Genomic DNA, 26,337 nt, shown 5'->3' with positions numbered 1-26,337 from the left:
CTTGTTTCTTTTTTTATTCTCCTCATTTTATTCATAAGGTGAACTATAAAACAATAGCAAATTGTCATGATTTAGAAAAAAAGAGACACATGCGCTTGATGGAGCGTGTGTCTCTAAAGGGTTATTTATAGAAAGAAGCGATGACAGGCTTCATTTTTTGAATGACAAGTCCACTGCCTCCACGGTTTTTCACACCTTCAATCATGCCGACGAGGACATAATCTTCTTTTTTAGGATTAAACGCAAGTAAAAATCCATTTTCAGTACCGTCTGTCGCACCTTGTTTGCTCTTTAGTTCTGCTGTTCCCGTTTTAGCGGCTATATCAGCCCCTTTTATTTGCAACGAGTGAGCGGTTCCGTTTGAATTGGTGACGACTTGAGTTAGTGCGTCCTTCACCGTATTTGCTGTATCTTCTTTGATGATCTGTTTTGGTGATGCTGTTTTTTCATCCTGAATGACTCGAGGGTACACAAGCTTTCCTCCTGTTGCAAATGGAGAATAGGCATGTACTTGCTCGATCGGGGACATGAGTAATTCTCCTTGGCCATATGCTGAGTCGGCAAGTAAGATGTCTGATTGGATCCCGTCGTTAGACACTTGTGCCGGTTTCATTGTAAACGGCATGTTTAAATCATCGCCAAACCCAAATGTTTTCACTTTTTTCTCGTAAGTATCTTTGCCGATTTCAAGGGCTTCCTGTCCAAAATAAATATTATCTGAGTACACGAGGGCATCGACCATATTGACTTGTTCTTTGTCATGAACCCGTGTAATGCGATAATTTCCCCATGATTGATCCTTTTGCCATTTCAGTCCATGAATGGTGCGCACTTTATTAGGTTTTGTGACACCTGTTTCCAGTCCAATCGCTGCTGTAATGGTTTTGAAAGTAGATCCTGGTGCATATCTGCTCGCATATCGAGCTTGGAATGGGAGATCAGGATTTTCACTGTATGCTTGATATTGTTTAGGCGTGATCCCGTTGGTCATTAAATTGACATCGTAAGAAGGGGTGCTGACAAGCGCTAATAAATCACCTGATGATGGATTCATAATGGTGACAGCCCCTTTTTCACCTTTCAGCTGTTGATAGGCTTTTTTCTGTAAAGATGCATCAATGGTCAGTTTGACTGTTTTTCCGTCTTTTCGGTCTGTTTTTTGTAATGTTTCTTCAATACCTGTTTCATCATGGATAATGAGGATGCTTCCGCCATCTTGTCCTCTTAAGTTCTTGTCAAATGTGAATTCAAGGCCGGTTTTGCCGATGATTTGATCCGCCTTTAAAGCTGGATTTCTTTTGATATCATCCGCATTTGCTTTTCCCACATAGCCTGTCAGATGAGCAGCGGCTTCGTTATATGGATAGTAGCGCATTTCCTTCGTTTGATAGGTGACGCCATTTATGTCTTTTGGAATCGGCTTTTGCTCTAACATAGACTTTAGCGGGACAAATGTGTCATCTGTGACCCATGCTTGTTTCAGCTGATTTTGAATCAGCTCTTCATCTATATCAAAAGCGCTGCTGATTTTTTTGATGTTGCTTTCTTTTTCCGTGCCTGTCCCGAGCTTTCCAGGGATGATGCCAAGTGCGTGTCCACCAGTTGTTTCTGCTAACGTGCGCCCTTTTCGATCTACAATATTTCCGCGTACCGCAGGATCCGTTGTCACTTTGATGGTGTCACCCTTTTCCATTTGCGGGAAGATGAGATTTGGTTTCCAGTCTACTTTCCACTCGTTATCCTCTTCGGAGAGAACGCCCTTGTAAGAGAGTTTGTTCAGTTTTCCAAGTGACGTTTTCATCGTGACTTCATAGGTGAATTGATACCCATTTCCTTTATCCTGTTTTTCTACGTTGACGTTTGAGACGTTTAGATCATTCGCACCGATGCCGCTAAAGATATGATCGTATTTTTCGGCAAGTTGTTTTTTAGAAAAGTCATTGGCTTTCAGAGAGCCGCTTGTGACCTCATCTGCCAATTTTGTGAATTCTTTTTTCTCCAGATGTTTCGTAAAGGATTCAGCGGCTTTCAGCGCCTCTTTTTCTTTGGAGAAAAGCGTATCTTTTAAGAAAAAGAGAGCAGCAGCAATCGCGATGATGCTAAGAAGGGGAATGATGACTTTTTTCTGTTTCCAAAATGATTTTCGTTGATCTGTATACAATGAAAACACCTCAATTTTTGATTAGATCCTCTATAGTTTACAGTTACTGTGTAGGATTTGTATAGTTTCTCCTATGAAAATAGACCAAGTCATCAAGTGGAAATATGAAGCAAGACACAGTTGCTACTTAAGGATCTCTTCATTTTTTCTTATGATTTAAAGGATTTTTTATGTGATCATCGAATGTGAAAAATTAGAAAAAAATAAAAGCGTTTTCATGAAGGAGGAATTGTGATCGTTTATAAAAAAGTGAATCTAACTGGACTTGTTCTTGGACCGATCTTCTTTTTGCTTATTTTTTTGCTCATTCCAGAAAGTGAATTGACCTATGCACCAAGAGTGGTACTGGGCGTTACGGCTTGGACTGCGACATGGTGGGTCACAGAAGCTTTGCCTATACCGGCTACCTCTTTATTGCCCATCATCCTTTTGCCAACACTTGGCGGGCTATCGATGGAGCAAACATCAAGAGCTTATGGAGACCCGATTGTTTTTATGTACATGGGCGGATTTATGATTGCCATTGCTATTGAAAAATGGAATTTACATAGAAGAATGGCCTTACATATTTTAAACATCATTGGCACAAGAAGTGACCGCATTGTATTAGGGGTTATGATGGCAACGGCCTTTTTATCTATGTGGATTTCAAATGTAGCCACAGCACTGATGATGCTGCCTGTGGCACTGGCTGTGATTAAAGAGGTGAAGGCGAACGATATTTTGTCTGGTGCATCTCTTGACCGATTCAGTAAAAGCATCCTATTATCAGTCGCTTATTCAGCCTCTATTGGCGGACTGGCGACACTCGTTGGGTCTGTGCCAAATGCTGTTTTTGCAGCGATGTCAAAAAAGCTGTTAGATCGAGAAATTATGTTTTTTGAATGGTTTTTGTTTGGTTTTCCGGTGGCGGCTGTTCTGCTTATTCTCTTATTTCTGTATTTGACCAAGATACAGTTCAAGGTAGAGCACACAGGTGAAATGGGAGCGGCGTTTATACGGAAGGGTTTAGAGGATTTAGGCAAAATGAAACAAGAAGAAAAATGGGTTTTTGCTATTTTTCTTATGACGGCTTTTTTATGGATTTTTAAAATCTTTTTGTTTGGCGGGCTTCCTGTCTCGGATACGTCGATCGCAATCTTTGGGGCGATGCTGTTATTTCTCATTCCAGCGACAAATGGAGAGAGAATACTAGAATGGCAGGATATGAAGCAGTTGCCATGGGGGCTTTTGCTTTTGTTTGGAGGCGGGCTTTCGCTCGCTACAGGATTTGCGGAAACGAATCTAACAGGATGGATCGGGGAAAATTTACAGCATTTAAATGGGCTGTCGTACCTCATGCTGCTAATTATTTTAACGGCTTCTATTTTATTTATGACCGAAATTATGTCTAATACAGCAGTTGCGAACATGATCATTCCAATTACAGTCGGGCTTGGACTTGCAATTGGCATGGAGCCGTACGGGTTAATGGCTGCGGCTGCGTTAGCTTCCTCATGTGCGTTTATGTTGCCAATTTCCACACCGCCAAATGCGGCTGTCTTTAGTGCGGACGTGCTGAAAATATCTGATATGGTCAAGGCTGGCTTTTGGTTAAATGTGATCAGTATTGTAGCGATTGTGCTTGCGGTTTATTTCTGGCTTCCGGTCGTGCTGAGATGAAGACTTTGATCGAATGGAGACTTTTGGTGTTTTTGTTTCTTTTGGCTTCTGTACTGAAGCTGCCTTTTTGAGGTGCGGGTCCTTTGGCGTGTAATAGGTGGCTCCAATGTTGAGTCTACCTTTAAGCTGATCAATGGAAAGCTCACCAAACTCTAAATGGTAGTCAATTTTGTCCACATGCAGTGATTCAATGTGAATGTGCGTATCCTCCGAGACAGGCGGAGCAGGTGCAGACATTTTCTGCTCAAGAGCGGTGAGTCTTTTTTCCAGCTCGACGACAGATGGGGATGGACTGGCTTCGGTTTTTTTAAAGAGTGATTGAATGAAATGTTTCAAGTGGACCACAACCTTTTCTTTCGCCTTGCTCTAGTCTATGGAAAAGCTGCCCGGTATATACTTATAGAGATACATGAAAGGGGAGAAGTGCATGCTGCCTACACGCATTCAGATTACCCATATGAAGACGAATACGATTGGTACAGGGTCCACGATGACATTCGGTTCGACGATCGTACGAAATCACTGCTCGACGATCAAAAGAAACAATGGTTTTGGTGAACAAAATGCCGATGGCGTGATCACGATCTTGCCGATTGAAACGATTGATGATCGTGATCTAATAGACGCAGTCAGTATCAATATTCGTCATCTATGATTATCGCAGTTGCTTTTCCTTCATCCTTTTGCAGGCGAATGTATAGCACGCCGTCTTTAAAGGCCGCATTCATTTGACCAAGAATCATATCTGGGAGCCGAATTTTTCTTTCAAACGGACCATACTTCCCTTGTTTTTGGCGAAAATCCTGTTCGTTAAAAAAGGAAAAACGCTGTCCTTTTACAACTAAATATTCACCATATGACAGCACCTGAACATCTTCCTTCCGGTAGCCAGGCAGATAAATTAAGTACTGAAATTCAGTAGGGGTTTCCACAATGTCGACTGGTGGAAACGATGCATCTGTTCCTCGCTGATCTTGCTGCGAGAATGTAAAGGGAGACGGACCATTTGCCATAAAGGGAGATCTTTGCTCATCATCGAATATCATTTTCCAAAAATCATCTCCATGCATTTGCTGGGCAATGTCCATCCACTGCTTCATTTTTTCGAAGTCCATGTGAAGACCTCCTGTTAACATACTTGATGGGTGCTCGCATATACCTATAAAAAGGAGGTTTATCTGTGGTTCAACCAACTCCGTATATCAATATTAATATTTTCATGTTAAAAATTAATTCCTTTGAAAATGCGTCGGCGGTGAATGTCGGACAAAATTTGTTAGCAGAGTGGCAAAACTCAGATAAAAAAAATCAGGGGTACGGACAGAATTTTGGAGATGCCAGCGGTTTTGTCGGAACAAAGAGCCATGTAGATGATCGAGATCAAGTGGACTCACCTGCCTCTTTTTCGCCAGCAGCTAAACCTATTCCAAGGAAGTGATGTGTGATGTTATTCTCACCCTCAGTCGTCAATGTCGGTGCTTTTAAAATCAATGCAATGGATCGGGGGGCATCACTGACGCTAGGACCTTATCAGCAGATCGATTATTTTCTCTCGATGAAATTGAACCAGGGTTTTGGTGAGGACAATGGAGATTGTTCACCGCTTGTCATTCCGATTTCAAGCGTACTCGATCCAGATATGGTGGATTCGAATTCAGTGAAAAACAGTGTGATTTAAACAAAAAAGAGACCGGGATTCCCCGTGTCTCTTTTCTATTGTGTTTGATTCAGATGGCTTTTGCGTCTTGCGTAGGTAAAATACACAACGACACCAATGGCTACCCAGATGAGGAAGGCTCGCCATGTCTCCCATTTCAGTGTGGCAGCCAAGATCATACAAATGACCGCACTAATGATGGGAAGGACAGGAACAAAGGGTACTTTAAACGCTGTTTTCATATTCGGATGTTTTTTCCGGAGTATGATCACAGCGATCGAGATCACCGTAAAGGCCGCAAGTGTACCGATGCTGACTAAATTAGCAAGTGTTGATAAGTTGACGAAACCAACGATACATGCCGCAACAGCGCCTGTCAGCCAAGTGTTGGCAACCGGTGTCTTCGATTTTGGATGAACGTTTGAAAAGATTTTCGGCATGAGTCCATCTCGGCTCATAGCAAAGGTTAAACGAACCTGAGCGTAGACAAGTGCAATTAACACTGTCGTAATCCCTATAATAGCACCTGCCGATATAATACCAGCGACACTATTTAGGCCAACCACTTGTAAAGCAAAAGCGACAGGGTCACTGACATTCAGCTTCGTGTAGTGAACCATGCCTGTTAAGACAAATGAAACCCCGATGTATAAAATCGTACAAACACCGAGCGCGCCAATAATTCCGATTGGCATTGCTTTTTGCGGGTTTTTGACTTCTTCTGATGCATTAGCGATTGCATCAAAACCAAGGTAAGCAAAAAAGACAGTTGCCGCTCCTGCGATCACGCCGTCGAAGCCCATCGGCATAAAAGGTGTCCAGTTTTCAGGTTTGACGTAAGCAAAGCCTGAAATGATAAATAGAAGAACGATCGCGATTTTGATCAGCACAATGATGTTATTCAGCTTAGTGCTTTCTTTGACACCCCTTGAGACGATAAAGGTGATGAGCAAAATAATAAGTGCGCCTGGCAGGTTAAAGACGGCCCCATCAACGGCTCCAGGTGCAGCCGATAAAGCCTTCGGTATATGCAGACCGAATCCACTGAGCAGTGATTGAAAATAGGACGACCATCCACTGGCAACAGCAGAGAGGGCAATCACATATTCAAGCATGAGATCCCAGCCCATTAAGAAGGCGAGAAACTCCCCAAGTGTTGCGTAAGAATACGTATAGACACTTCCTGACACTGGAATGGACGAGGAAAATTCAGCGTAGCAAAAAGCAGCAAGGGCGCATGCGATCGCAGCCAAAATAAAAGATATAATAATCGCAGGTCCCGCATCTTTCGCAGCCGCAACCCCCGTTATCACAAAAATTCCAGTCCCGACCACACAGCCAATGCCAAGCAAGATTAAATCAAATGTATTCAAAGAACGGCTCAGCCGCTTCGTTTGACTTTCAAGCATGAGCTGGTCGAGAGACTTTTTTCTAAATAAAGAACTCATGTTGACCTCCTAATGGATAAATCTTTTCGTAAGACGAATGTTAGTATATGCGTAAATGACAATTTAGTCAATTGGTTGAAAAACGCTTTAAATCACTAAAGTATTAAATGTCACAAAAGGCTAATGTGTATCAAAAGACATCCGCCGGCATGTGACAGGCGGATGTGATAACAGGAGATTTACGTTTGTTCAGCAAATATTTTTTCGTTGTACAGCACACTCGGATGGGTTGGGTAATGGGCTGAGGATGCAAGATGATGGGTTTTGGCTTGAGCCAAATCACCGAGCTGATAATAACAATAGCAAAGCTGAAGGTGAGGATACCATGTTTTATATTGTGTCAGTGTAAAGGCTGTTTCGATTTCAGGTGCCTTCAGTGCCTGCTCATACCAATAGATGGCCGCTTTGTATTTATTTTGTGCTTTGAAATGATCCCCAATCCGGCAGCAAAATTCTGGACGGGGCTGATCATATAAGAAGGATCGCAATAAGGAGGATAAGGCGGCTTCCTCAAAACCGACTGCATAATAGCAGTCAGCTAAATTTTGGCATGTGCGAATTTCATCCTCAATCCAGCATTGTTTTGTGGCTAAAAATTTGTGATAAAAGCGAATCGCCTTCACATGCTGCTTGTTATCTCGTAATTCATTAGCGAAGTAAAAGAGATCGCGAGGCGTCATCTCTTCGCCTTTTGCAAGCATGTTTTCATAAATGCGCAGATTGCGTCCAGGCTCTCCAGCGGTTGTTTTCTTGCGCTTTTGATGGGTGACGGCGATATCAGCCGGTAAGATGTTGCCATACACCTGAAGAAACTCATGAACGGCACCGTACCACTGAAAGTTCAAGGCACGTTTGACGAGCCGGTTTCTTCTATATTTAAAATTCACCTGACCGTCCTCACTAAATCCAACGTGGTAAAACATCGAGACGGCATCTACTGCGGGATCAAGCGTCTGTTTGAGCTGAAGCAGTTTTTGCTGGTCCTCTTCAAGTAGGACATCGTCGGCATCCAGCCATAAGATATACTCTTTTGTCGCATGGGAAAAAGCGAAATTGCGTGCTTTTGCAAAATGCTGGACCCATTCAAAGTCGAGTACCTTTGCTGAAAAGGAGTGAGCAATGTCCTTTGTTTGATCTGTTGATCCTGTATCAACAATGATCATCTCATCTACAATGTCTTGAACAGAAGACAGGCAGTCAGCCAAAACCTCCTCTTCATTTTTCACAATCATACATAAACTAATGGTTATCATCTTTAGATCACCTCTTCATAGTGTATCGAGCATCAAAAGGAAACATTCTTTTCAGCAGCGGGTTTTTTTAAAACTAGTTTTCTGCTACTGGCTGATTTAAAATAAAGGAAGAATCTATGTAAGGGCTGATAAAATGAGTTTATTGAATGTAGAAGGATTATATAAAACCTATGGCGAAAAAACGCTGTTTGACCATATCTCTTTTCATATAGAACCAAAGGAACGCATCGGGTTAATTGGACCGAATGGAACAGGGAAGTCAACGCTTTTAAAAGTCATTGCAGGACTTGAATCATTTGAGGAAGGCGACATCACAAAGGCAGGGACACTTGATATCGAATTTCTCGAACAAGATCCTGAAATGAGCGGGGATGAAACGATTCTCGACTATATTTTTTCAGGAACAGCACCGATGATTCAAACGATGAAAGCCTATGAAAAGGCGCTGGCTGATTTAGAGCATGATCCACAAAACGAGGCAAAACAAGAAGCGCTTATGCGTATGCAAAATAAAATGGATCAGGATGATGCATGGGATGCGAATCTTTCGGCGAAAACGATTTTGACAAAGCTTGGCGTTAAAGATGTGAGCCGATCTGTTCATGCGTTATCAGGCGGACAGAAAAAGCGTGTGGCGATCGCCAAAAATTTAATTCAGCCTGCGGGTTTGCTGATTTTAGATGAGCCGACAAACCATCTAGACAACGCAACCATTGAATGGCTTGAAGGATATTTGAGTCAATACAGCGGGGCTGTCATTCTTGTCACCCATGATCGTTATTTCTTAAACCGCGTCGCCAATCGGATTTATGAATTAAATCAGGGGCAGCTTTACACATATAAAGGAAATTATGAAGTCTTTTTAGAAAAAAGAGCGGAACGAGAAGCAGAAGCTCAAGTAAAAGAAACGAAACGTCAAAACCTGCTTAGACGTGAGCTTGCATGGCTCAGAAGAGGGGCAAAGGCTCGAACGACAAAGCAAAAAGCACGTATCGGCAGAGTGGAAGAGCTAAAGGATCAAAAGGGACCTGATGCAAAGGGAGAGCTGGATTTTGCGATCGGTTCTCACCGGCTTGGAAAACAAGTGATTGAGGCAGAAGAGATCAGCATCACATTTGCTGGTCAAACCCTTGTGGACCAGTTCAGCGATTTAGTCGTGCCAGGTGATCGTATCGGATTTATCGGACCGAATGGAGTGGGCAAAACGACTTTACTCAATTGCCTGGCGGGTAAAATCGAACCGACGAATGGACAATTGACCATTGGACAAACAGTCCGCATTGGCTATTACACGCAGGACCATAACGAAATGAATGAAGAGCTGAATATCATTGATTACATCAAAGAAACAGCTGAAATTGTCAAAACGGCAGATGGCGTCATTGTGACAGCAGAGCAGATGTTGGAGCGATTTTTATTCCCTAGATCCATGCAGCGCACGTTTATCCGCAAGCTGTCAGGGGGAGAGCGCCGCAGATTGTATTTATTGAAGGTATTGATGGAAGAGCCGAATGTTCTCTTTTTAGATGAGCCGACGAATGATCTTGATACAGAGACGCTCAGCATTTTAGAGGATTATTTGGAGCAGTTCCCAGGCGTAGTCATCACCGTGTCGCATGATCGTTATTTCTTAGACCGAGTCGTCCATCGTCTGCTTGTGTTTGAAGGGAATGGACGTATTTCACACTTCCAAGGTGCTTACAGCGATTACATGGAGCAAGAAAAAGAACAGAAGCGGACAGAGACAAAACCAGCTGAAAAACAAGTAGAAGCTGCACCGAAAAAGAGAAAAAAACTATCCTATAAGGACCAGCTTGAATGGGATGGGATTGAAGATCGGATACAAGCACTAGAGGACAAACACCAGCAGCTCGAAGCCAGCATTGCTGAGGCTGGCAGTGATTTTGGGAAAATTCAAGAGCTGATGGACAAGCAAAAAGCCGTCGCTGAAGAACTAGAACAAGCAATGGACCGCTGGACAGAACTGTCGCTGATAATTGAGGAATTAGAAAGTAATGAAAAATAAAGGCTGGTAAAAAAACTGTAGAGACATTCTACAGTTTTTTTTGATAAGAACATTTGGCATAAGCATCGTGTTGATGAATGGATTCTTCATTTCGACACTCAATTTGAAAGCCTTTAATCCAGTTTTGTTCATATAGCTCTGCTGCAATTAACCTCGCAACATCCTCTACAAAACGTGGATTTTCATAGGCCTCTTCTGTCACGTGTTTTTCATCTGGTCTTTTGAGTACAGGGTAAAGGGGCGCACTCGCATTAGACTCGATGATCTGCAGTAGATCTGCTTTCATGTCATCAGGGAGTTGACCTTGTTCAAACAGCTCTACCTGAATAGATACAGTGCCGCGCTGATTATGTGCGCCGTATTCACTGATTTCTTTTGAACAAGGACATAACGTTGTCACTTGAGCAGTGCAGCCAATATGACAAATCCATCCGTTTTCTTCATGAAAGTGGATGTCGTATTGCACGTCTGCATGCATCAAACCGGACTTTCCGCTGATGGGACTCTTTTTTTCCATGTACCACGGAAAGGAAACTTGAATCGAGGCAGATGGCTGATTCATATGCGTGGCAAGCTGTGCGGTCAATTCTTTTAAGGAATCCACATCAACCGGCTTTCCGCTCTCATAAAATGAGTGAAGCTGCTCGGTGAGACGGCTCATATGAATGCCTTTTTGATGAGCTGGCAAATATGTACTCAGCGTAAAATCAGCGGAAGCGGTTTGGTGCTCTGGAGCCGTTTTAGACAAAATATGTACAGGGTACGACACACGGCAAATTCCGACCTGTTCCAGATCAAAATAAAAGTCCTGTTCGGTTTGTTGGATGTCTATCATATCCTCTTTTTGACAAGGTTTTGTTCTAGCGCTTGGCGGGACAGAACCGAATTGTGCGTGTCGTTCTTTTTTGGATGGAAATGAACGCATAGGGTACCTCCTTTAAAACGTAATGATTCCTATTTATTCTGCATCAAACCACAATAGAAATCAAGTGATCAAACATTAACGTTTACGTTAAGGTCACAAAGGTGTATAATAAAACATGAATTGATGAGCAGGAGGCACTGGTGATGGAATGGATGAAAATTGATCAAGTGGCGAAAAGAAGCGGTCTGACGAAACGGACCATTCGTTTCTATGAAGAGATTGGTTTATTATCAGCACCAAAGCGGACAGAGGGCGGTGTCAGACTTTACTCAGAGGATGACATGGAAGAACTGGAGAAAGTGATGCAGGCCAAAGAAGTACTTGGCTTTTCTTTACAAGAGCTTCAGTCGTTTATGGAAATCGGAAAACAGCTTGAGCTGAATAAAGAAGGCTACTTGCTGTCGCTTGATCCGAAGGAACGATTAGAAAAACTGTTAGAGATTGATGCGCAGCTGACTGTGCAGCATCAATTGATTACAAAAAAGCTAGAAACGATTCAATCCTTTAAAAAGGATCTTGAAATGATGAAAGAAAGAGCGGCTCATGCGATTGAGCAATTACAAAAATAAACACCTCAGCGTGTTTATTTTATTTTGTTAAACAACTGTAGGAAAGGTTCTGATGGAATGAAGGAAGAAGAAGTGTTGAAACAGCGTACGAGTCTGCTTAGACAGCCAAAGGCCGTCTGGGCGGTGGCCTTTGCTTGTGTGATTTCATTTATGGGGATAGGACTTGTGGACCCGATTTTGCCTGCCATTGCATCACAATTAGATGCATCTCCAAGTCAGGTCTCTCTTTTGTTTACGAGCTACTTACTTGTGACTGGCTTTGTGATGTTTTTTACCGGTTTTATTTCTAGTCGGATTGGTGCGAAATGGACGTTATTAATCGGACTTATTTTTATTATTGTCTTTTCTGCTTTAGGGGGTACCTCTTCAACGATTAATGAATTAATCGGCTTTAGAGGGGGATGGGGTATTGGGAATGCCTTATTCATTTCAACGGCTCTCTCTGTCATTGTCGGCGTGTCTGTTGGAGGAAGTGCGAAGGCCATTATTTTATACGAGGCTGCACTAGGTCTTGGGATTTCGGTTGGGCCGCTCCTTGGCGGTGAGCTTGGAACGATCTCTTGGCGCGGGCCATTCTTTGGTGTGGCAGTGTTAATGCTCGTTGCTCTTTTAGCCATTACCTTTATGCTGCCACCTATGCAAAAGCCGCAGAAAAAGGTGAAGTTATTTGAAGCTGTTGGAGCCTTGAAATATAAGGGGCTTTTAACGATGGCATCTGCTGCTTTCTTATATAACTTTGGATTCTTTGTTCTTCTAGCTTATTCGCCATTTGTGCTTCATCTGGATGAGCATGGTCTTGGCTATGTCTTTTTTGGATGGGGATTATTTTTGGCTGTGACATCTGTCTTCTCAGCGCCGGTCATTCATCGCAAATTGGGTACATTAACAGCTCTTGTTGTTCTCTTTGCTTCGTTTGCTGTGATTTTATTCGGTATTGGAATCTGGACTTCACATGTTGTAGTCGTCATCTGCGGAATTGTCATTGCTGGGGGTATTCTTGGTATGATCAATACTGTGCTCACGACCGCAGTGATGGGATCAGCACCGGTTGAGCGTTCCATTGCTTCATCCTCTTACAGTGCCGTGCGGTTTATTGGGGGCGCGATTGCTCCTTGGATTGCCGGCGTACTTGCTGAATCTTTTACTGCAAGCACCCCTTACTATGTTGGGGCGGCTGTCGTTCTGTTAGGCATGATCATCCTACTAATTGGCCGGAAACATCTCATCAATATTCAAGCAGGTCATTAAATAGAAAAAGCCTTATATCTGCATGAGATATAAGGCTTTTTTGTGATTATAATACTTTGGTTGTCCAGGATTCACAATTCCAAGTTTCAGTGGCCACATCTTGATAAAATTCAGGTTCGTGGGAAATCAATAGGACGCTGCCTTTATATTCTTTTAACGCGCGCTTTAATTCTTCTTTGGCATCGACATCCAAGTGGTTTGTCGGCTCATCGAGAACAAGTAGGTTGGTTTCTTCATTGATCAGCTTACAAAGGCGGACCTTCGCTTTTTCACCACCACTTAAAACAGACACACGGCTTTCAATATGTTTTGTCGTTAAACCGCATTTGGCAAGGGCAGCTCTGACTTCATATTGTGTGTACGATGGGAAGGTGCTCCACACCTCTTCGATACAAGTGTTGCTGTTTTGCTCTTTTACTTCTTGTTCAAAGTAGCCTATATGCAGGAATTCTCCGCGTTCCACCTCACCAGAAATGGGGGAGATTTCTCCAAGAAGACTTCGGAGCAGTGTCGTTTTTCCGATACCGTTGGCACCGTATAACGCAATTTTCTGCCCGCGTTCCATTTTTAAATTCAATGGACGAGAGAGCGGTTCGTCATACCCAATGACTAAATCCTTCGTTTCAAAAATCAATTTCCCTGATGTACGTGCAGGTTTAAAGTGGAATTCTGGTTTTGGTTTTTCTGCTGCTAATTCAATCATGTCCATTTTATCGAGTTTCTTTTGACGAGACATCGCCATATTTCGAGTGCTGACACGTGCTTTGTTTCTCGCGACGAAATCCTTTAATTCAGCCACTTCTTGTTGCTGCCTTTTATACGCTGCTTCTAGCTGCTGCTTTTTCACTTCGTATACTTGTTTAAATTGGTCATAATCACCAACGTATCGCGTGAGTTCTTGATTTTCGACATGATAAATCAAGTTAATGACACTGTTTAGGAACGGGATATCATGTGAAATGAGGATAAATGCATTTTCATATTCCTGCAAATAGCGCTTCAGCCACTCAATATGCTGTTCATCTAAATAGTTGGTCGGCTCGTCAAGAAGAAGAATTTCAGGCTTCTCTAACAGCAATTTCGCAAGCAGTACTTTTGTCCGCTGTCCGCCGCTCAGCTCTGTCACATCACGATCGAGCCCGAGATCTGTTAACCCAAGACCTCTTGCAATTTCCTCTACCTTGGAATCAATGATATAAAAATCATTGTTCGTCAGGGCATCCTGAATGACGCCTACTTCTTCTAAAAGCTTTTCTAGCTCATCAGGATCTGCTTCACCCATTTTTTCGTAAATGTCATTCATTGCGGCTTCCATTGAGAATAAATAATGGAATGCATCTTGAAGGACTTCACGAATGGTTCTTCCTTTTTCAAGCACGGTATGCTGATCGAGGTAGCCGACACGGACATTTTTTGCCCATTCGACCTTTCCTGCATCTGGCTCAAGCTTGCCAGTAATAATATTCATAAACGTTGACTTTCCTTCACCGTTGGCGCCGATCAAGCCGACATGCTCGCCTTTTAATAACCGGAAGGAGACTTCGTGGAAAATGGCTCTGTCGCCAAAGCCATGACTTAAATCTTTAACAGATAATATCATTTTTTACACCTCAAATAGATTCAAAACGGCTAGTGCCTCTCATGATTATATCGAACTGTCCGGCTCGATAAAAGCATCAAAAGAAAAATTGCGTTTCAAAGCTGATTTTGAGATACTTAAGGATAGATTGAATGAGGATAAAGGAGATCAACATGACGGAAAATTGGGCATTTTTGAAAGAAGCAAAGCCATTTATTCAAAAGAACTTTGAAGCGGCTGGCTTTGAGAAGCCAACAGCGATACAAGAACAAACAGCAGAGTGGATTACGGAAAAACGCGATGTGATCGCAGAATCACCGACTGGAACAGGGAAGACCCTAGCGTATGTTCTGCCGCTTTTAAATAAAATTGATGTGAGTATCAAACACCCGCAAGTCTTAATCTTGGCACCTTCAAGAGAGCTTGTGATGCAAATTTTTGATGTTGTGCAAGAGTTCAAACAAGGTTCAGACATCAAAGCTATTTCCTTAATAGGCGGGGCAAACATCAAGAAGCAGCAGGAAAAGCTAAAAAAACACCCGAATATCGTGGTGGCGACACCGGGTCGCGTACAAGAGTTAATCAAAATCAAGAAACTGAAAATGCATGAAGTGAAAACGATCGTGTTAGACGAGGCAGACCAGCTTCTTGTCCCAGAGCATATGAAAACGATCCAAGCGATCATTAAATCCACATTAAAAGAAAGACAAATCCTTTGTTTTTCTGCGACGTTGAAAGAGGAAACCGTTCAACAGATTAAAGACATTGCATCTGAACCAGAAGTATTGAAAATTAGCAGAAGCCAAGAAGAAGCGCAGAAGGTAGGGCATTATTACCTGTTATGTGATCAGCGTGACAAGGTGAAATTACTACAAAAGCTATCACGGCTTGAGGACATGCAGGCACTTGTCTTTGTGCGAGATATTACGAATTTGAGCATTTATGCAGAAAAATTAGCGTATCACCATGTCGACCTTGGTGTGCTTCACAGTGAAGCGAAAAAAGCAGAGCGTGCAGTCATCTTAAAGGCTTTTGAACAGCGTGAATTCCCGCTTCTTCTTGCAACAGATATCGCAGCAAGAGGGATCGATATTGACGATCTGCCTTACGTGATCCATGCCGACCTGCCAAACGAAGAAGGCTATATCCACCGTTCAGGCAGAACCGGCCGCGCAGGAAAAGAAGGGGCGGTTATCAGCCTAGTCACATCTCAAGAGCATTCAATGCTTAAAAAAATGGCGAAAAAGCTAAATCTTTCGCTTCAGGAAATTGTTTATAAGCAAGGTCAGCTGCACCTTGCGCCCAAGCAAGCATAAAAAAAGGACCCTCCCACATGGAGGGTCCTTTCTTTTTATGAAACTTTGACAAGCTGTTTTCCGACATTTTCCCCTTTGAATAGTCCGAGGAATGCATCTGGAATATGGTCAAAACCTTCGATAATGGTTTCTTTGTAAGTCAGTTTGTCTTCTTTTACCCATTGTGCGAGATCTTTTGCCGCCTCTTCAAAACGATCAGAGTAGTTGGCAACAATGAAGCCCTGCATCAATGCACTTGTTTTAATGAGTTTTGTTTGCACACGAGGGCCAATGTCTTCGCTTGCACTAATGTTATAAGAAGAAATGGCGCCGCAGACTGGAATACGTGCAAAACGGTTCAAATGATTCATTACAGCATCAGAGATTTCGCCGCCCACATTGTCAAAATACACATCGACACCGTTTGGACAGGCTTTTGCAATGGCGTCATCTAAATCATTTGTTGTTTTATAATTAATGGTTTCATCAAAGCCCAGTTCTTTTAAATAAGCCAGCTTATCATCAGATCCGGCAATTCCAACGACATGGGCACCTTTGATTTTAGCGATCTGTCCGACAACAGAACCAACGGCACCTGCGGCTCCAGAAATGACAACAGTTTCGCCTTCTTTTGGCTGACCAATCGCAAGAAGTCCAAAATAGGCGGTTTGTCCTGGCATGCCCAAAATCCCTAAGTAATAAGATAACGGCGCAATGGATGGATCAATTTTTGTCAGAGACTCTGCTTTGGCAGTAGAATATTCCTGCCAGCCAAGGAATCCAAGTACAAAATCACCTTTCTCAAATTGAGGAGATTTGGACTCGACGACTTCTCCGACCACACCACCTTGAATGACTTCATTCAGCTTGAACGGAGGTGTATAGGATTTTGTATCTTGCATTCGTCCTCTCATGTAAGGATCTACAGACACATATTTCGTTTGAATCAAGACTTCGCCATCTTGCGGCGTTGGTATATCAACTGTTTCAAAATGAAAAACATCTTTAGTAGGTAACCCTTTTGGACGTTTTGCTAATTGAATTTGTTTTTGTTGACTCATGTAAAATCCTCCCTTTCACTTGCAACCTAGATTTACATTAACATGATGCTTCTTTTCGTTCAAAACATACGGTCTTTTCCAAGCACATACAAAAAAGCAGCCACCATCTAAAAGAAGGGGACTACTTTTTTTGAAGAGAGACAGAAAGGAGCGGCGGGAGACAACCAAACAGTTGATACTCATCCGCATCACGTTCTTTTAATAAATATTCATTTGCATTTTGCATGGAGGCTTTCATCATATCGTGCGTCACAAAAGGAAAAAGGATATTTAAATATGAGGACAACAGGTCTTGTGGATCTTGTTCGATTGACTCGATATCTCCAATGTTAATAATAATAGAAAAGAGATAATCGATGCAGATGTGAAAGTGCTGTTCAGCAAACAAAGTAAGCGGCTTTGCTTTTGATTCTTCAGGATTCCATTTTTGAAAAAGCTGTTTCACCAAATCACTGACAACCCATGCATTAAACTGCTGCTCAGCTGAAAAATAATACATCAGCTCCACCCCATTTCTAGCCTCCAGTATAAGAATTGTACAACAAATGACAAGGAATGAATACGATTTTTCAGAAAATTTAGTCATATTCACAGTCTTTTTGTCAAAAATAAGTCCATAGACGCATTAAGTTCACAGAGTAAAAATGGATGTGCTGGAGGAAGGTTTAATGACAAAAGTGACGGGTAAAAGATTCGTAAGACGTTAAAGGAGGAATAATAAATGAAACCTGTTGTAAGAGAGTATTCAAATGATGAAACACTTCAAAGAGATGTGGAGCAATTAAAACAACTCGGTGTTGCAAGAGAGGACATTTATGTTCTGTCCCATGACGATGATCGAACTGAGCGTATTGCAAGCAACGCAGATGCCAATACGATAGGTCCAAAAGAAGTTGGACTCAAGCATGCGGTTGGAAACATCTTTAGCAAAAAGGGAGATGAACTCCGCAATAAGATTCACGAAATTGGTTTCTCAAAAGAAGAAGCTGAGACATTTGAAGAACATTTAGACGAAGGAAAAGTTCTTCTCTTTGTGACTGACCATGAAAAAGTGAAAAATTGGGCATAAACGCCATCGTAAAAAGCCTCTTACTTTTGTAAGGGGCTTTTTTTCAGATTGTTGACAAAGGGCTAAAATGAACTTGATTTTAGCCCTTTGTCTTCTTTTCAGCGTGATAGAAAACCTTTGCAGTCTAGGAAGGACGAGCACTGGCGCGGAGCGAATTTGTCATTCGTGAGTACCAGCGCGCAGGACTGACAAAGAATGCGAGGGTTTGTCTATACGCTGAAAGCCTCTTACTTTTGTAAGGGGCTTTTTTTCATGCTGCGATAATTAAAATCTACCATCTGTCTTTTTCACTATAATAAGAAAGGTTAAAAAATTGGGATAAACAGTAAAATGACTAATTGAAAATATAGAAATATCAAAGGATACCATCAAAAAAATGAAAAAAGTAGTGAAAATATCACAAAAAACCATTCGGGAAATAATTATGATATCTTTATTTTTATTTCAAAATGAAATAAAAATCTTGTGTAATTTAGTAGATAAATTTCTTAGTTCTATTGGTTTAAGTTGTATTTTTGTGTAGAAATAAGTGTTTTAAGGTCAAAAAACCACGAAATATACCTGTATTTTCAATTAGAAAATCATTCTAATGTTTAGGAAATAATTTGTTGACAAAATAATCTAAAAACAATATATTTGGCTTAATCAAGTTATTATGGAATTAGTTGTTAAAATTTCGATAGGTGGATTTCAGGATCAATTCGGTAAATGATGATGCATTAAGACCTAAGGGAGAGCGCTTCTGAGGCAGAGCGATACGGAAGAAATATCTATTAGACAAAAAAGAATAGATGAAAGATAGCTTAGAATGGTAGATTCGTCTTTCTACTATGCCTATTTCTCAATGATATTGTTCAAGGTATTCAGAGGATCATCATAAAGAAAGCGCTTTCTAAACGATGTTAAGGAGGTGAACCCATATGAAGAAAATGTATAACAAACTGAGGCGCTGTAACAGTTGAATGGCTGTGGTTGTATGTGAAGATGAGTGCTGAAAAAGAAGAGTGACATGTGGGATGCTTCTCTCCTTTTTCAGAAAACAGATTTCCTAAAAAATCCATCTTTCATTTTATCATAAGGCTTTTTGCTTGAAAACCACCTTTATTAGGAAAGGTGATTGTGAATTGAAGGAGGTCACGTGATGAAAAAGGCTTTGTATCATGAAGACAGCGGGTTGTATTTAGAGAAAATGCGCATGGCTTTTCAAGAACACTATGAGCAAAGAACAGATATGTGGTCCACTGATCCATCATTAACAGACGCTGCTGTGATGTCTCTCAAGGCATGGCGTTCCAGGGAAAAGGATGCACTTGCTTCGGTGCTGGATATCGGCTGCGGGAACGGCCGGGCTCTTGAACATTTACAAGGACTGTCGGCATACACCGGTATTGATCTTTATGAGCATGAGGAATGGCAAGGATTAAAGAAGAGAAAAGAGGTTCCTGTCCATTTTTATCATCAAGATTTTATGTCCTGGTCGATGAATCAAGGGCGCGAGCTGACGTTTGATCTGATTTTAGATCATGGCTGCTTTCACCATCAGCACCCTGATGACCACGAACGATACTTAAAGCAGATTTCCTCGCTGCTTCATGAAGGTGGTGTCTTTTCCCTTGTTGTATGGGGAGAAGAGTGGAAAACAGGCTTAATCGGAGAAGATGGACGCTTCCATTTTTCATTCTCAGATACTCAGCTTGGAGAAAAGATTTGTACATCAGGACTTGAGCTCGTTTCGATTACACCATTACAAGCGAAGGCTGGGATCAGCCAGCATCATGTCATTGCTGTCAAAATCTAGTGCAAAGGAGGATAAACGCGATGTTTGATGTGATGGTTCTTGGTGCATACCTAGGCGGGTGTCATGCTTCAATCAATGTAGCTGAATTGAAGTACGGACTATTCATCCAATCAAAGGGCACAACCGGATGACGTGCATTTGAAGGACCAGAGCTTCTAGTAAAGGAGAAAGCAGCTCGAAGCTAGCAGAGATATTCTTTTAGAGAAAGAGCATGTCAGTTTCCATTCAAGAATCATCCAATGGTGTTGCTCTCTTACAGAGAATACAGCGTATGAAGCTCGATTTCTGCTCCTTTGTACTGGACAAGTGACAGTCTAAAAAGAGTCTTTATGAAAGGTACTGATGGATGATTGGCATCGCACATCTATTCAGCCAGTATGACAGGAAATTTCTCCTGAGCCATGATTCTAGCTGGAACCGGTGCTCAGGATGCAAAGGGAGTGCATACACATATTCATCACGCCATCACTGCGCTGAGAGAGTTCAATGGGGTGCAGTGATGAATAGGGGGAGACAAATGAACAAGTTTGTAGCTGAACTACAATCAATGATTCATCATTTTACATTTCAAGAAAAACACTATTTGCTCGTGGGGCCAGTGAACCTGCCGATCTCTATTGAACATGAAGAAGTGCAGTTTACATGGTATGCCTTTGCGTCTGTAGAAGCTGATACAACGCCAACGGTTGAGTCTATTGTACAAATGAGTACCGAGCAGCAAACATTTTCCTCTTGTCTCCTTTTTGGCGACTTTGAAAATGAAGTGCCACCGCTTGTGCGAATTCATAGTGTCTGCCAAACAGGGGATGTGTTTGGGTCACTGAAATGTGATTGCGGTCCACAGCTTGCATCATCGCTAAAAAAAATCACCGATTACGGAAAAGGCATGCTTGTGTATATGGCCAATCAAGAAGGGCGCTCTATTGGGCTAATGGCCAAAGCCTTCACGTATAAATTACAGGAAATGAAACTGGATACATTTGAGGCGAACAGGTTGATCGGCTGCGGAGATGATGATCGGCATTACGAGGAAGCAGCGGCTGTCTTGCACTATTTAAACAAAGGGAAACCATTGCATCTCTTAACCAATAATCCAGATAAAGTCGATTCCATTGCTGCTTACGGTCTTCCGGTTTTACGGTTTGATCATACGGTAGAAGCCTCTCTCTATAATGAAGCATATTTAAAGGCAAAAGCAGCATCAGGGCATATGGTCGATGAGAAGAAATTAATTAATCAGTAGATGAGTTTATTTAAAGAAGGCGGGAGAAAAGCGTGAAACCTGATATCAATTGGATTCAAATCCCAAGCGGCTATGCGACGATTGGAAGTAATGAAGAAGATATGAAAAAGGCATCAGAATTTTGGAAGGACAAACTTCTGAATCCAGCCTATGGCCGTGAGAAAAAATTTCAAAAATGGCTGTACAAAGAATTTCCATCTTATCAGCCGTATATGAGCGAATTTTTCATTTCAGATACGGTCGTCACCAATGAATGGTATCAAAGCTATTGCGACGAGACAGGAAAGCCTTATCCAGAGAGCTTGACGAACCTAGAACTTGGCGGGGGAAAAGACCATCCAGCTTGGGGCATGGACATCGAGGAAGCTTTCTCATTTTGTCAGTGGCTGAGCGGGAAGCTTGGATATGAGGTATCGATCCCTACTGAGGAAGAATGGGAATATGCTGCCAGGGGCAATACGAGACATCAATATCCTTGGGGAGATGAGTTTAACCCCTCTTACTGTAATACACACGAATCAAATATTGAAAAAACGACACCTGTCCGTCATTACGAAAAAGGAAGATCTCTATTTGGACTATATGATATGGGTGGCAATGTTGAAGAATGGGTCAACACCAAGTATCACATATATGAAGGCGGAATTGAGGTTGTAGATGATTTAACCGAGACACTCGGCAGTGATTACTACATTTTAAAAGGTGGCTCCTTCGCAAGAGGCGGAGATTTATGCAGAGTCGCAAGAAGACACGGGAAACACCCAGACCCTGTTTTTCGATTTACTGGTTTTCGTGTAGTTACTCGTCAAAAACAACATATAAAGGTGGGAGTGTAAAACCATGCATAGAGGACCGATTACATCCGTTTTATCAACTCAGCATGACCAAATTGTCTACACAGGTGGCTATGACCGCTGTATTTATAAATGGGACCGGGCCACGGGAGAAGGAACATTCATTGGCAGTCACGAGCATATCATCAACTCTTTATCCCTTTCGGAAAATGGAACGTATTTAGCGAGTGCATCGTCAGACTATACCATTCAATTATATGATACTAGCACACATACAAGAATTCGTACGCTATATGGTCATGCGGATGACGTGGAAGCTGTCGCATTTGCAAAGCAGGATACGCTTCTTGTATCGGTGTCCAGAGACAGAAGATGCTTAGTTTGGGATATTGAAACGGGAGCCATTTTAAGAGAATTTCATGGACATAGCAAGGATGTATTAGCTGTATGGATTCATGAGGATAAAGCTTATACAACTGGTGACGATGGTTATGTCCTTGTATGGCTCTATGAAACAGGAGAAATTGTAGGTGAAATTGGCCCGTTTGATTATGAGCTGGATACCATCAGCGGCAGCAATCAAAAAGAAGTATTCGCCCTTGGTAGAGACGATGGCACGGTCATCATTTATGATGCCGCTACATTACAGGAGAAAAAAATCATTAAAGCTCATTTACAAGGTGTGAAACGTGTGAATTTTTCGCCGAGCGGTAACTACTTGCTTACTGCGGGTTATGACCATCTAATTAAGCTGTGGAATTATGAAACCGGTGAATTAATTGATACGTTGCTGCCTCATAAATATCAATGGGAGCGCTCGCTTGTTTGGACAGAAGACGAGCAAGCCATTTTAGGAGCCAGCTTTGGGAAAACGTATTGTGAATGGTCAATTCAAGAAGGAAAAGTGATCTCTGATGAGCAGGAATTGGCGACACCTTCTATTAATGATATTGCGTTGACTGAAGCGGGTGATATTATCACTGCATCAGATGACGGAAAATTCAGAAAGAATGGAATCGAAATCGCAAAATCAACAGGTGTTCTCACAAATGGAGTGGCTGTTGCACGGGATGGAAGCTATTATGCATGGGGCGATCATGCGAGTCAGGTGCATATTGTACACGAGTCATTGCAGCAAATGGTCTCTTTTGATCTCAACACAGGTCCTGTCAATAGTGTGTATTTCCATGAGGAGGATCGTCAATTTTATATCGGTACTTATGGCGGTTATGTGCATGTCATTTCGACAGAACACTTAAAGGAAATTGGCCGTTCTAAAGCACATGATTGCGCGGTCAAAGCATTAAAGGTAGAAGGAGATCATATCATCACAGCGGCAGTTGAAGGAACCATCTGTCTTCTCGATAAAAAGAGTTTGTCCTTAACAGCAGAATATATCGGGGCGACAGAGCTGTTAAATGATGTATTTATTGATAGCAAAAGAGATCGTATTGCCATTGTCAGCCGTGATAAAAACGTCCGATTGTTTGATTTGCATACAGGCAGAATTTTAAATCAGCACAACGAGCATCAATATTCCATTAAATCCATCACTGTGACAGACTCTGGCTATATTGTGAGCGGAGACTATTGGGGATATATTGTGGTATGGAATCCAGAGCTAGATGTCAATACAGGTCCGATTCGAATTGCTAAGAATGGTATTAGTGCCATTAGACAACTAGGAAATGATGTGTATGCAAGCTCATATGACGGTGGTATTTATCATATTCGAGAAGATGGCACACATACGGAAGTACTGCGCTTATTTGAACAATTTCCGAAAGAAGTAATCTCTCATTAAGAAAAAGAATGTAAGCGGGGGATTCTCATGATAAGTGTTTGCAAGGAACATATGAAAAAAGGTCTGACTGTACTCAATTGTCCGCATGTGCTCCTCATTAATAAATATGAATGTCGCAAATGCTGTTTTTGTAAACAACGAGCATCATATAAACTGTTTTATTCCTTGCCTTACTATGATCGATCTGAAAAGAAACGGCTTGAGAAAGTATAGCACATGAGAATAGAACTCCTTCATTTTCTGAAGGAGTTCTTTCCCTTGAGAGAAGAAAGGAGCCCGAGATGAAAGACGATGTTTTTTATATGAAGCTGGCGATTGCCAACGCGAAGGCGATGAAAGGACAAACCTCACCCAATCCGCTTGTTGGTGCAGTGATTGTTCAGAGCGGTGAAATCGTTGGGATTGGTGCGCACATGAAGGCGGGCGAGCCTCATGCTGAAATTCATGCGCTGCAAATGGCAGGAGAAAAGGCGAAGGGAGCTGACATGTATGTGACACTCGAACCTTGTACACATCACGGAAAAACAGGCCCTTGCACCGAAGCGATCATTAAAAGTGGTGTGAAGAAAGTGTTGATTGCCACCCAAGATCCGAATCCGGTTGTTGCAGGTAAAGGAATTGCCTTTTTGAAAAAGGCTGGAATTGAAGTGGAGCAAGGTATATGTAAACAGGAAGCAGATCGTTTAAATGCGCCTTTTTTTCATTTGATGCAAACAAACCTTCCTTATGTCATTTTAAAATCAGCTATTTCGATAGATGGGAAAATTGCCACGGCTGATCAAGAAAGCAAATGGATCACTGGAATAGAAGCGAGAACAGAAGTGCAGCGCTTACGTCAAGAAGTAGATGCGGTGCTGACAGGAGTGGAAACGATTATTCAAGATGATGCCGGCTTAATTGTAAAGGATTCATTCAACCATCAGCCCATTCGTGTCATTTTAGATTCAACATTAAGGATACCGCTTCATGCCAAATGCTTAACAGATCATAGGGCAGAAACCATAATTTGTACATCACAAGATTATGATCATCAAAAGTATCAACAGTTGATACAAAAAGGTCATCAAGTATTTGTCACAAGCGGAGAACACCGGACAGATCTTCAGGATGTGTTACACCTGTTGAAGAAGCGCTCTGTGATGTCAGTGCTTGTAGAGGCAGGTGGCAGTGTGAGTGCGTCATTTTTAGAAGCATCCCTTGTGAACGAAGCTGTTATCTATATGGCACCTTTATTAATCGGAGGGAAAGATGCACCTACTTTTTTTGAAGGAGAAGGTGTGAAGAAACTAAAAAAGGCGATCCGTCCAGCGGATATTGAATATAGTATGGTAGGAAAAGATTTAAAAATGACGATGACATTTTAACGATGGAAAGAGGTCCTTGCACGTAGAGTGCAAGACCTTTCAAATTTTTTGATAAAAATAAAATTGTACATACACCTTTATCGATCATGATGAATACGATGGATGGGGGTGATTCTATGAGAAAATGTAGACAATGCGGAAAGATATACCCAACTCATTCGACAGACCACTACCAAAAAGGAAGCTGGTATGATGCGTATAAGGATGATGGCTGGGAATGTGATAGTTGTAAGAAAGGTAAATCAGACAAACCAAGGAAACCAGTAAAAAATCCATGCTGCGGAAAAGATCCTTGTGTGTGTGTCATTCAAGGACCGCCAGGGGGAAGAGGAAGGAGAGGCCCAGCAGGTCCGGCGGGTCCAGTGGGTCCAGTAGGCCCAGCGGGTCCAGCAGGAGCAACGGGCGCAACGGGAGCAACCGGCGCAACCGGTGTAGGCTTAACTGGTATCGTAGCATTTGATCCAGCGGATGCCCCATCCTATCCAGTAGGTCAAGTGGTGACATTTGATGGAAGTACGTATGTGGTGAATACAGCTTCACCAACAGGTACGCCAGGTACGTCTCCAGATTATACATTGTTAGCAGCTGCGGGAGATACGGGCGCCACGGGTGCCACGGGAGCAACAGGAACAGGAGCGACCGGCGCTACTGGAGATACAGGTGCAACCGGAGCGACCGGCGCCACAGGAGATACGGGTGCCACAGGAGCAACAGGAACCGGAGCCACCGGTGCTACTGGAGATACAGGTGCAACCGGAGCGACCGGAGCCACAGGAGATACGGGCGCAACGGGAGCAACAGGAACAGGAGCGACAGGAGCCACCGGAGATACAGGTGCAACTGGAGCGACAGGAGCCACCGGAGCGACGGGTGCCACAGGAGCAACAGGAACAGGAGCGACCGGCGCTACCGGAGATACAGGTGCAACTGGAGCGACCGGAGCCACCGGAGATACGGGCGCAACGGGAGCAACAGGAACAGGAGCGACCGGAGCCACCGGAGATACAGGTGCAACTGGAGCGACAGGAGCCACCGGAGCGACGGGTGCCACAGGAGCAACAGGAATAGGAGCGACCGGAGCCACCGGAGATACAGGTGCTACCGGAGCGACAGGAGCCACAGGAGATACGGGTGCCACGGGAGCAACAGGAACAGGAGCGACCGGCGCCACAGGAGATACAGGTGCTACCGGAGCGACCGGAGCCACAGGTGTAACGGGAGATACGGGAGCGACCGGAGTAACCGGAGCCACCGGAGATACAGGCGCAACCGGAGCGACAGGAGCTACAGGAGATACGGGTGCCACGGGAGCAACAGGAACAGGAGCGACCGGCGCCACAGGAGATACAGGTGCTACCGGAGCGACCGGAGCCACAGGTGT

Annotated in this window: 23 protein-coding genes and 1 pseudogene; 15 read left to right on the top strand and 9 right to left on the bottom strand. The window is 42.8% G+C overall.

Annotated elements, in window-relative coordinates:
- Positions 1–121 precede the first annotated feature (121 nt).
- Positions 122–2,161: a penicillin-binding protein PBP4(5) gene (gene pbp4 / locus M2369_RS15555; protein WP_159145486.1), complete on the bottom strand. Its 2,040-nt coding sequence runs from the start codon at positions 2,159–2,161 to the stop codon at positions 122–124.
- A 231-nt stretch (positions 2,162–2,392) separates the two neighbouring features.
- On the opposite strand from pbp4, the gene M2369_RS15550 reads away from it, so the two are divergent.
- Positions 2,393–3,823, top strand: a complete 1,431-nt coding sequence (locus tag M2369_RS15550; protein ID WP_259254876.1) for an SLC13 family permease — start codon at positions 2,393–2,395, stop codon at positions 3,821–3,823.
- On the opposite strand, the gene M2369_RS15545 is transcribed toward M2369_RS15550, so the two are convergent.
- A complete protein-coding gene (locus tag M2369_RS15545) occupies positions 3,755–4,168 on the bottom strand; it encodes a hypothetical protein (RefSeq protein ID WP_259254875.1) in 414 nt (137 codons plus the stop codon). The genes M2369_RS15550 and M2369_RS15545 overlap by 69 nt on opposite strands.
- A gap of 82 nt (positions 4,169–4,250) precedes the next feature.
- Between M2369_RS15545 and M2369_RS15540 the strand changes: the two genes are divergently transcribed.
- A complete protein-coding gene (locus tag M2369_RS15540; protein ID WP_056705606.1) occupies positions 4,251–4,478 on the top strand; it encodes a hypothetical protein in 228 nt (75 codons plus the stop codon).
- Here the strand turns inward: M2369_RS15540 and M2369_RS15535 are convergent.
- Entirely contained in the window at positions 4,459–4,938 is a 480-nt protein-coding gene (locus M2369_RS15535; RefSeq protein ID WP_008344182.1) for an Hsp20/alpha crystallin family protein, read from the bottom strand. The two genes, M2369_RS15540 and M2369_RS15535, sit on opposite strands and share 20 nt — an antisense overlap.
- A 65-nt stretch (positions 4,939–5,003) precedes the next feature.
- Between M2369_RS15535 and M2369_RS15530 the strand changes: the two genes are divergently transcribed.
- Together M2369_RS15530 and M2369_RS15525 are read left to right on the top strand one after the other, a co-directional pair.
- A complete protein-coding gene (locus tag M2369_RS15530) occupies positions 5,004–5,261 on the top strand; it encodes a hypothetical protein (protein WP_008344180.1) in 258 nt (85 codons plus the stop codon).
- Between the two features lie 6 nt (positions 5,262–5,267).
- Complete coding sequence (locus M2369_RS15525) at positions 5,268–5,501, top strand: hypothetical protein (RefSeq protein WP_008344178.1); 234 nt, start codon at positions 5,268–5,270, stop codon at positions 5,499–5,501.
- A gap of 35 nt (positions 5,502–5,536) precedes the next feature.
- On the opposite strand, the gene bcaP is transcribed toward M2369_RS15525, so the two are convergent.
- Both bcaP and M2369_RS15515 read right to left on the bottom strand, forming a co-directional pair.
- Positions 5,537–6,928: a branched-chain amino acid transporter BcaP gene (gene bcaP / locus M2369_RS15520; protein WP_159145488.1), complete on the bottom strand. Its 1,392-nt coding sequence runs from the start codon at positions 6,926–6,928 to the stop codon at positions 5,537–5,539.
- A gap of 179 nt (positions 6,929–7,107) precedes the next feature.
- Positions 7,108–8,181, bottom strand: coding sequence for a tetratricopeptide repeat-containing glycosyltransferase family 2 protein (locus M2369_RS15515; RefSeq protein WP_041090656.1), 1,074 nt, complete (start codon positions 8,179–8,181; stop codon positions 7,108–7,110).
- A 133-nt stretch (positions 8,182–8,314) separates the two neighbouring features.
- On the opposite strand from M2369_RS15515, the gene M2369_RS15510 reads away from it, so the two are divergent.
- The gene (locus tag M2369_RS15510; RefSeq protein ID WP_098680470.1) at positions 8,315–10,207 is read left to right on the top strand and encodes an ABC-F family ATP-binding cassette domain-containing protein; all 1,893 of its coding nucleotides are present in this window, start codon (positions 8,315–8,317) and stop codon (positions 10,205–10,207) included.
- Positions 10,208–10,235: 28 nt separating this feature from the next.
- Here M2369_RS15510 and folE2 read toward each other — a convergent pair whose 3' ends face one another.
- Positions 10,236–11,132: a GTP cyclohydrolase FolE2 gene (gene folE2 / locus M2369_RS15505; RefSeq protein WP_159145489.1), complete on the bottom strand. Its 897-nt coding sequence runs from the start codon at positions 11,130–11,132 to the stop codon at positions 10,236–10,238.
- Between the two features lie 143 nt (positions 11,133–11,275).
- Here folE2 and M2369_RS15500 point away from each other — a divergent pair, with 143 nt between their 5' ends.
- Positions 11,276–11,701, top strand: a complete 426-nt coding sequence (locus M2369_RS15500) for a MerR family transcriptional regulator (RefSeq protein ID WP_047946779.1) — start codon at positions 11,276–11,278, stop codon at positions 11,699–11,701.
- A gap of 57 nt (positions 11,702–11,758) precedes the next feature.
- Positions 11,759–12,949 (top strand): MFS transporter, encoded by a 1,191-nt coding sequence (locus M2369_RS15495; RefSeq protein WP_259254873.1) that lies wholly within the window; start codon positions 11,759–11,761, stop codon positions 12,947–12,949.
- Between the two features lie 46 nt (positions 12,950–12,995).
- Here M2369_RS15495 and M2369_RS15490 read toward each other — a convergent pair whose 3' ends face one another.
- The gene (locus M2369_RS15490; protein ID WP_008343192.1) at positions 12,996–14,549 is read right to left on the bottom strand and encodes an ABC-F family ATP-binding cassette domain-containing protein; all 1,554 of its coding nucleotides are present in this window, start codon (positions 14,547–14,549) and stop codon (positions 12,996–12,998) included.
- Positions 14,550–14,701: 152 nt separating this feature from the next.
- Here M2369_RS15490 and M2369_RS15485 point away from each other — a divergent pair, with 152 nt between their 5' ends.
- A complete protein-coding gene (locus tag M2369_RS15485; RefSeq protein ID WP_259254871.1) occupies positions 14,702–15,844 on the top strand; it encodes a DEAD/DEAH box helicase in 1,143 nt (380 codons plus the stop codon).
- A 35-nt stretch (positions 15,845–15,879) separates the two neighbouring features.
- On the opposite strand, the gene M2369_RS15480 is transcribed toward M2369_RS15485, so the two are convergent.
- Together M2369_RS15480 and M2369_RS15475 are read right to left on the bottom strand one after the other, a co-directional pair.
- Entirely contained in the window at positions 15,880–16,884 is a 1,005-nt protein-coding gene (locus M2369_RS15480; RefSeq protein WP_096881116.1) for an NADP-dependent oxidoreductase, read from the bottom strand.
- 121 nt (positions 16,885–17,005) lie between these two features.
- On the bottom strand, positions 17,006–17,383 hold the full coding sequence (locus M2369_RS15475) for a YfmB family protein (protein WP_017366799.1): 378 nt from the start codon (positions 17,381–17,383) through the stop codon (positions 17,006–17,008).
- Between the two features lie 222 nt (positions 17,384–17,605).
- On the opposite strand from M2369_RS15475, the gene M2369_RS15470 reads away from it, so the two are divergent.
- The 7 genes and pseudogenes from M2369_RS15470 to M2369_RS15440 all read left to right on the top strand — a co-directional run.
- The gene (locus tag M2369_RS15470; RefSeq protein ID WP_007496775.1) at positions 17,606–17,953 is read left to right on the top strand and encodes a YflT domain-containing protein; all 348 of its coding nucleotides are present in this window, start codon (positions 17,606–17,608) and stop codon (positions 17,951–17,953) included.
- Between the two features lie 1,141 nt (positions 17,954–19,094).
- Positions 19,095–19,751: a class I SAM-dependent methyltransferase gene (locus tag M2369_RS15465; RefSeq protein WP_008343184.1), complete on the top strand. Its 657-nt coding sequence runs from the start codon at positions 19,095–19,097 to the stop codon at positions 19,749–19,751.
- Between the two features lie 517 nt (positions 19,752–20,268).
- Positions 20,269–20,994 (top strand): GTP cyclohydrolase II, encoded by a 726-nt coding sequence (locus M2369_RS15460; protein WP_017360404.1) that lies wholly within the window; start codon positions 20,269–20,271, stop codon positions 20,992–20,994.
- A 32-nt stretch (positions 20,995–21,026) separates the two neighbouring features.
- Entirely contained in the window at positions 21,027–21,830 is an 804-nt protein-coding gene (locus tag M2369_RS15455) for a formylglycine-generating enzyme family protein (protein ID WP_017360403.1), read from the top strand.
- Positions 21,831–21,834: 4 nt separating this feature from the next.
- Positions 21,835–23,592, top strand: coding sequence for a WD40 repeat domain-containing protein (locus tag M2369_RS15450; RefSeq protein ID WP_047946773.1), 1,758 nt, complete (start codon positions 21,835–21,837; stop codon positions 23,590–23,592).
- 281 nt (positions 23,593–23,873) lie between these two features.
- Complete coding sequence (gene ribD / locus M2369_RS15445) at positions 23,874–24,956, top strand: bifunctional diaminohydroxyphosphoribosylaminopyrimidine deaminase/5-amino-6-(5-phosphoribosylamino)uracil reductase RibD (RefSeq protein ID WP_135009824.1); 1,083 nt, start codon at positions 23,874–23,876, stop codon at positions 24,954–24,956.
- Positions 24,957–25,072: 116 nt separating this feature from the next.
- Positions 25,073–26,337, top strand: a pseudogene (locus tag M2369_RS15440) (exosporium glycoprotein BclB-related protein); the annotation flags it as partial.

Source organism: Bacillus sp. JUb11 (assembly GCF_024807925.1).
Taxonomy (GTDB): Bacteria; Bacillota; Bacilli; order Bacillales; family Bacillaceae; genus Bacillus; species Bacillus altitudinis.
Note: the sequence above shows the minus strand (reverse complement) of the source record. Positions and strands in the feature narration are given on the sequence as shown.

What these genes read in the sequence shown, in the direction of transcription:
- M2369_RS15450 (WP_047946773.1), top strand. Translation starts at nt 21,835, where the DNA reads ATGCATAGAGGACCGATTACATCCGTTTTATCAACTCAGCATGACCAA.
- bcaP (WP_159145488.1), bottom strand. Translation starts at nt 6,928, where the DNA reads ATGAGTTCTTTATTTAGAAAAAAGTCTCTCGACCAGCTCATGCTTGAA.
- ribD (WP_135009824.1), top strand. Translation starts at nt 23,874, where the DNA reads ATGAAAGACGATGTTTTTTATATGAAGCTGGCGATTGCCAACGCGAAG.
- M2369_RS15480 (WP_096881116.1), bottom strand. Translation starts at nt 16,884, where the DNA reads ATGAGTCAACAAAAACAAATTCAATTAGCAAAACGTCCAAAAGGGTTA.
- M2369_RS15535 (WP_008344182.1), bottom strand. Translation starts at nt 4,938, where the DNA reads ATGGACTTCGAAAAAATGAAGCAGTGGATGGACATTGCCCAGCAAATG.
- M2369_RS15490 (WP_008343192.1), bottom strand. Translation starts at nt 14,549, where the DNA reads ATGATATTATCTGTTAAAGATTTAAGTCATGGCTTTGGCGACAGAGCC.
- M2369_RS15540 (WP_056705606.1), top strand. Translation starts at nt 4,251, where the DNA reads ATGCTGCCTACACGCATTCAGATTACCCATATGAAGACGAATACGATT.
- M2369_RS15495 (WP_259254873.1), top strand. Translation starts at nt 11,759, where the DNA reads ATGAAGGAAGAAGAAGTGTTGAAACAGCGTACGAGTCTGCTTAGACAG.
- M2369_RS15465 (WP_008343184.1), top strand. Translation starts at nt 19,095, where the DNA reads ATGAAAAAGGCTTTGTATCATGAAGACAGCGGGTTGTATTTAGAGAAA.
- M2369_RS15460 (WP_017360404.1), top strand. Translation starts at nt 20,269, where the DNA reads ATGAACAAGTTTGTAGCTGAACTACAATCAATGATTCATCATTTTACA.
- folE2 (WP_159145489.1), bottom strand. Translation starts at nt 11,132, where the DNA reads ATGCGTTCATTTCCATCCAAAAAAGAACGACACGCACAATTCGGTTCT.
- M2369_RS15475 (WP_017366799.1), bottom strand. Translation starts at nt 17,383, where the DNA reads ATGTATTATTTTTCAGCTGAGCAGCAGTTTAATGCATGGGTTGTCAGT.
- M2369_RS15470 (WP_007496775.1), top strand. Translation starts at nt 17,606, where the DNA reads ATGAAACCTGTTGTAAGAGAGTATTCAAATGATGAAACACTTCAAAGA.
- M2369_RS15485 (WP_259254871.1), top strand. Translation starts at nt 14,702, where the DNA reads ATGACGGAAAATTGGGCATTTTTGAAAGAAGCAAAGCCATTTATTCAA.
- M2369_RS15500 (WP_047946779.1), top strand. Translation starts at nt 11,276, where the DNA reads ATGGAATGGATGAAAATTGATCAAGTGGCGAAAAGAAGCGGTCTGACG.
- M2369_RS15515 (WP_041090656.1), bottom strand. Translation starts at nt 8,181, where the DNA reads ATGATAACCATTAGTTTATGTATGATTGTGAAAAATGAAGAGGAGGTT.
- M2369_RS15510 (WP_098680470.1), top strand. Translation starts at nt 8,315, where the DNA reads ATGAGTTTATTGAATGTAGAAGGATTATATAAAACCTATGGCGAAAAA.
- M2369_RS15525 (WP_008344178.1), top strand. Translation starts at nt 5,268, where the DNA reads ATGTTATTCTCACCCTCAGTCGTCAATGTCGGTGCTTTTAAAATCAAT.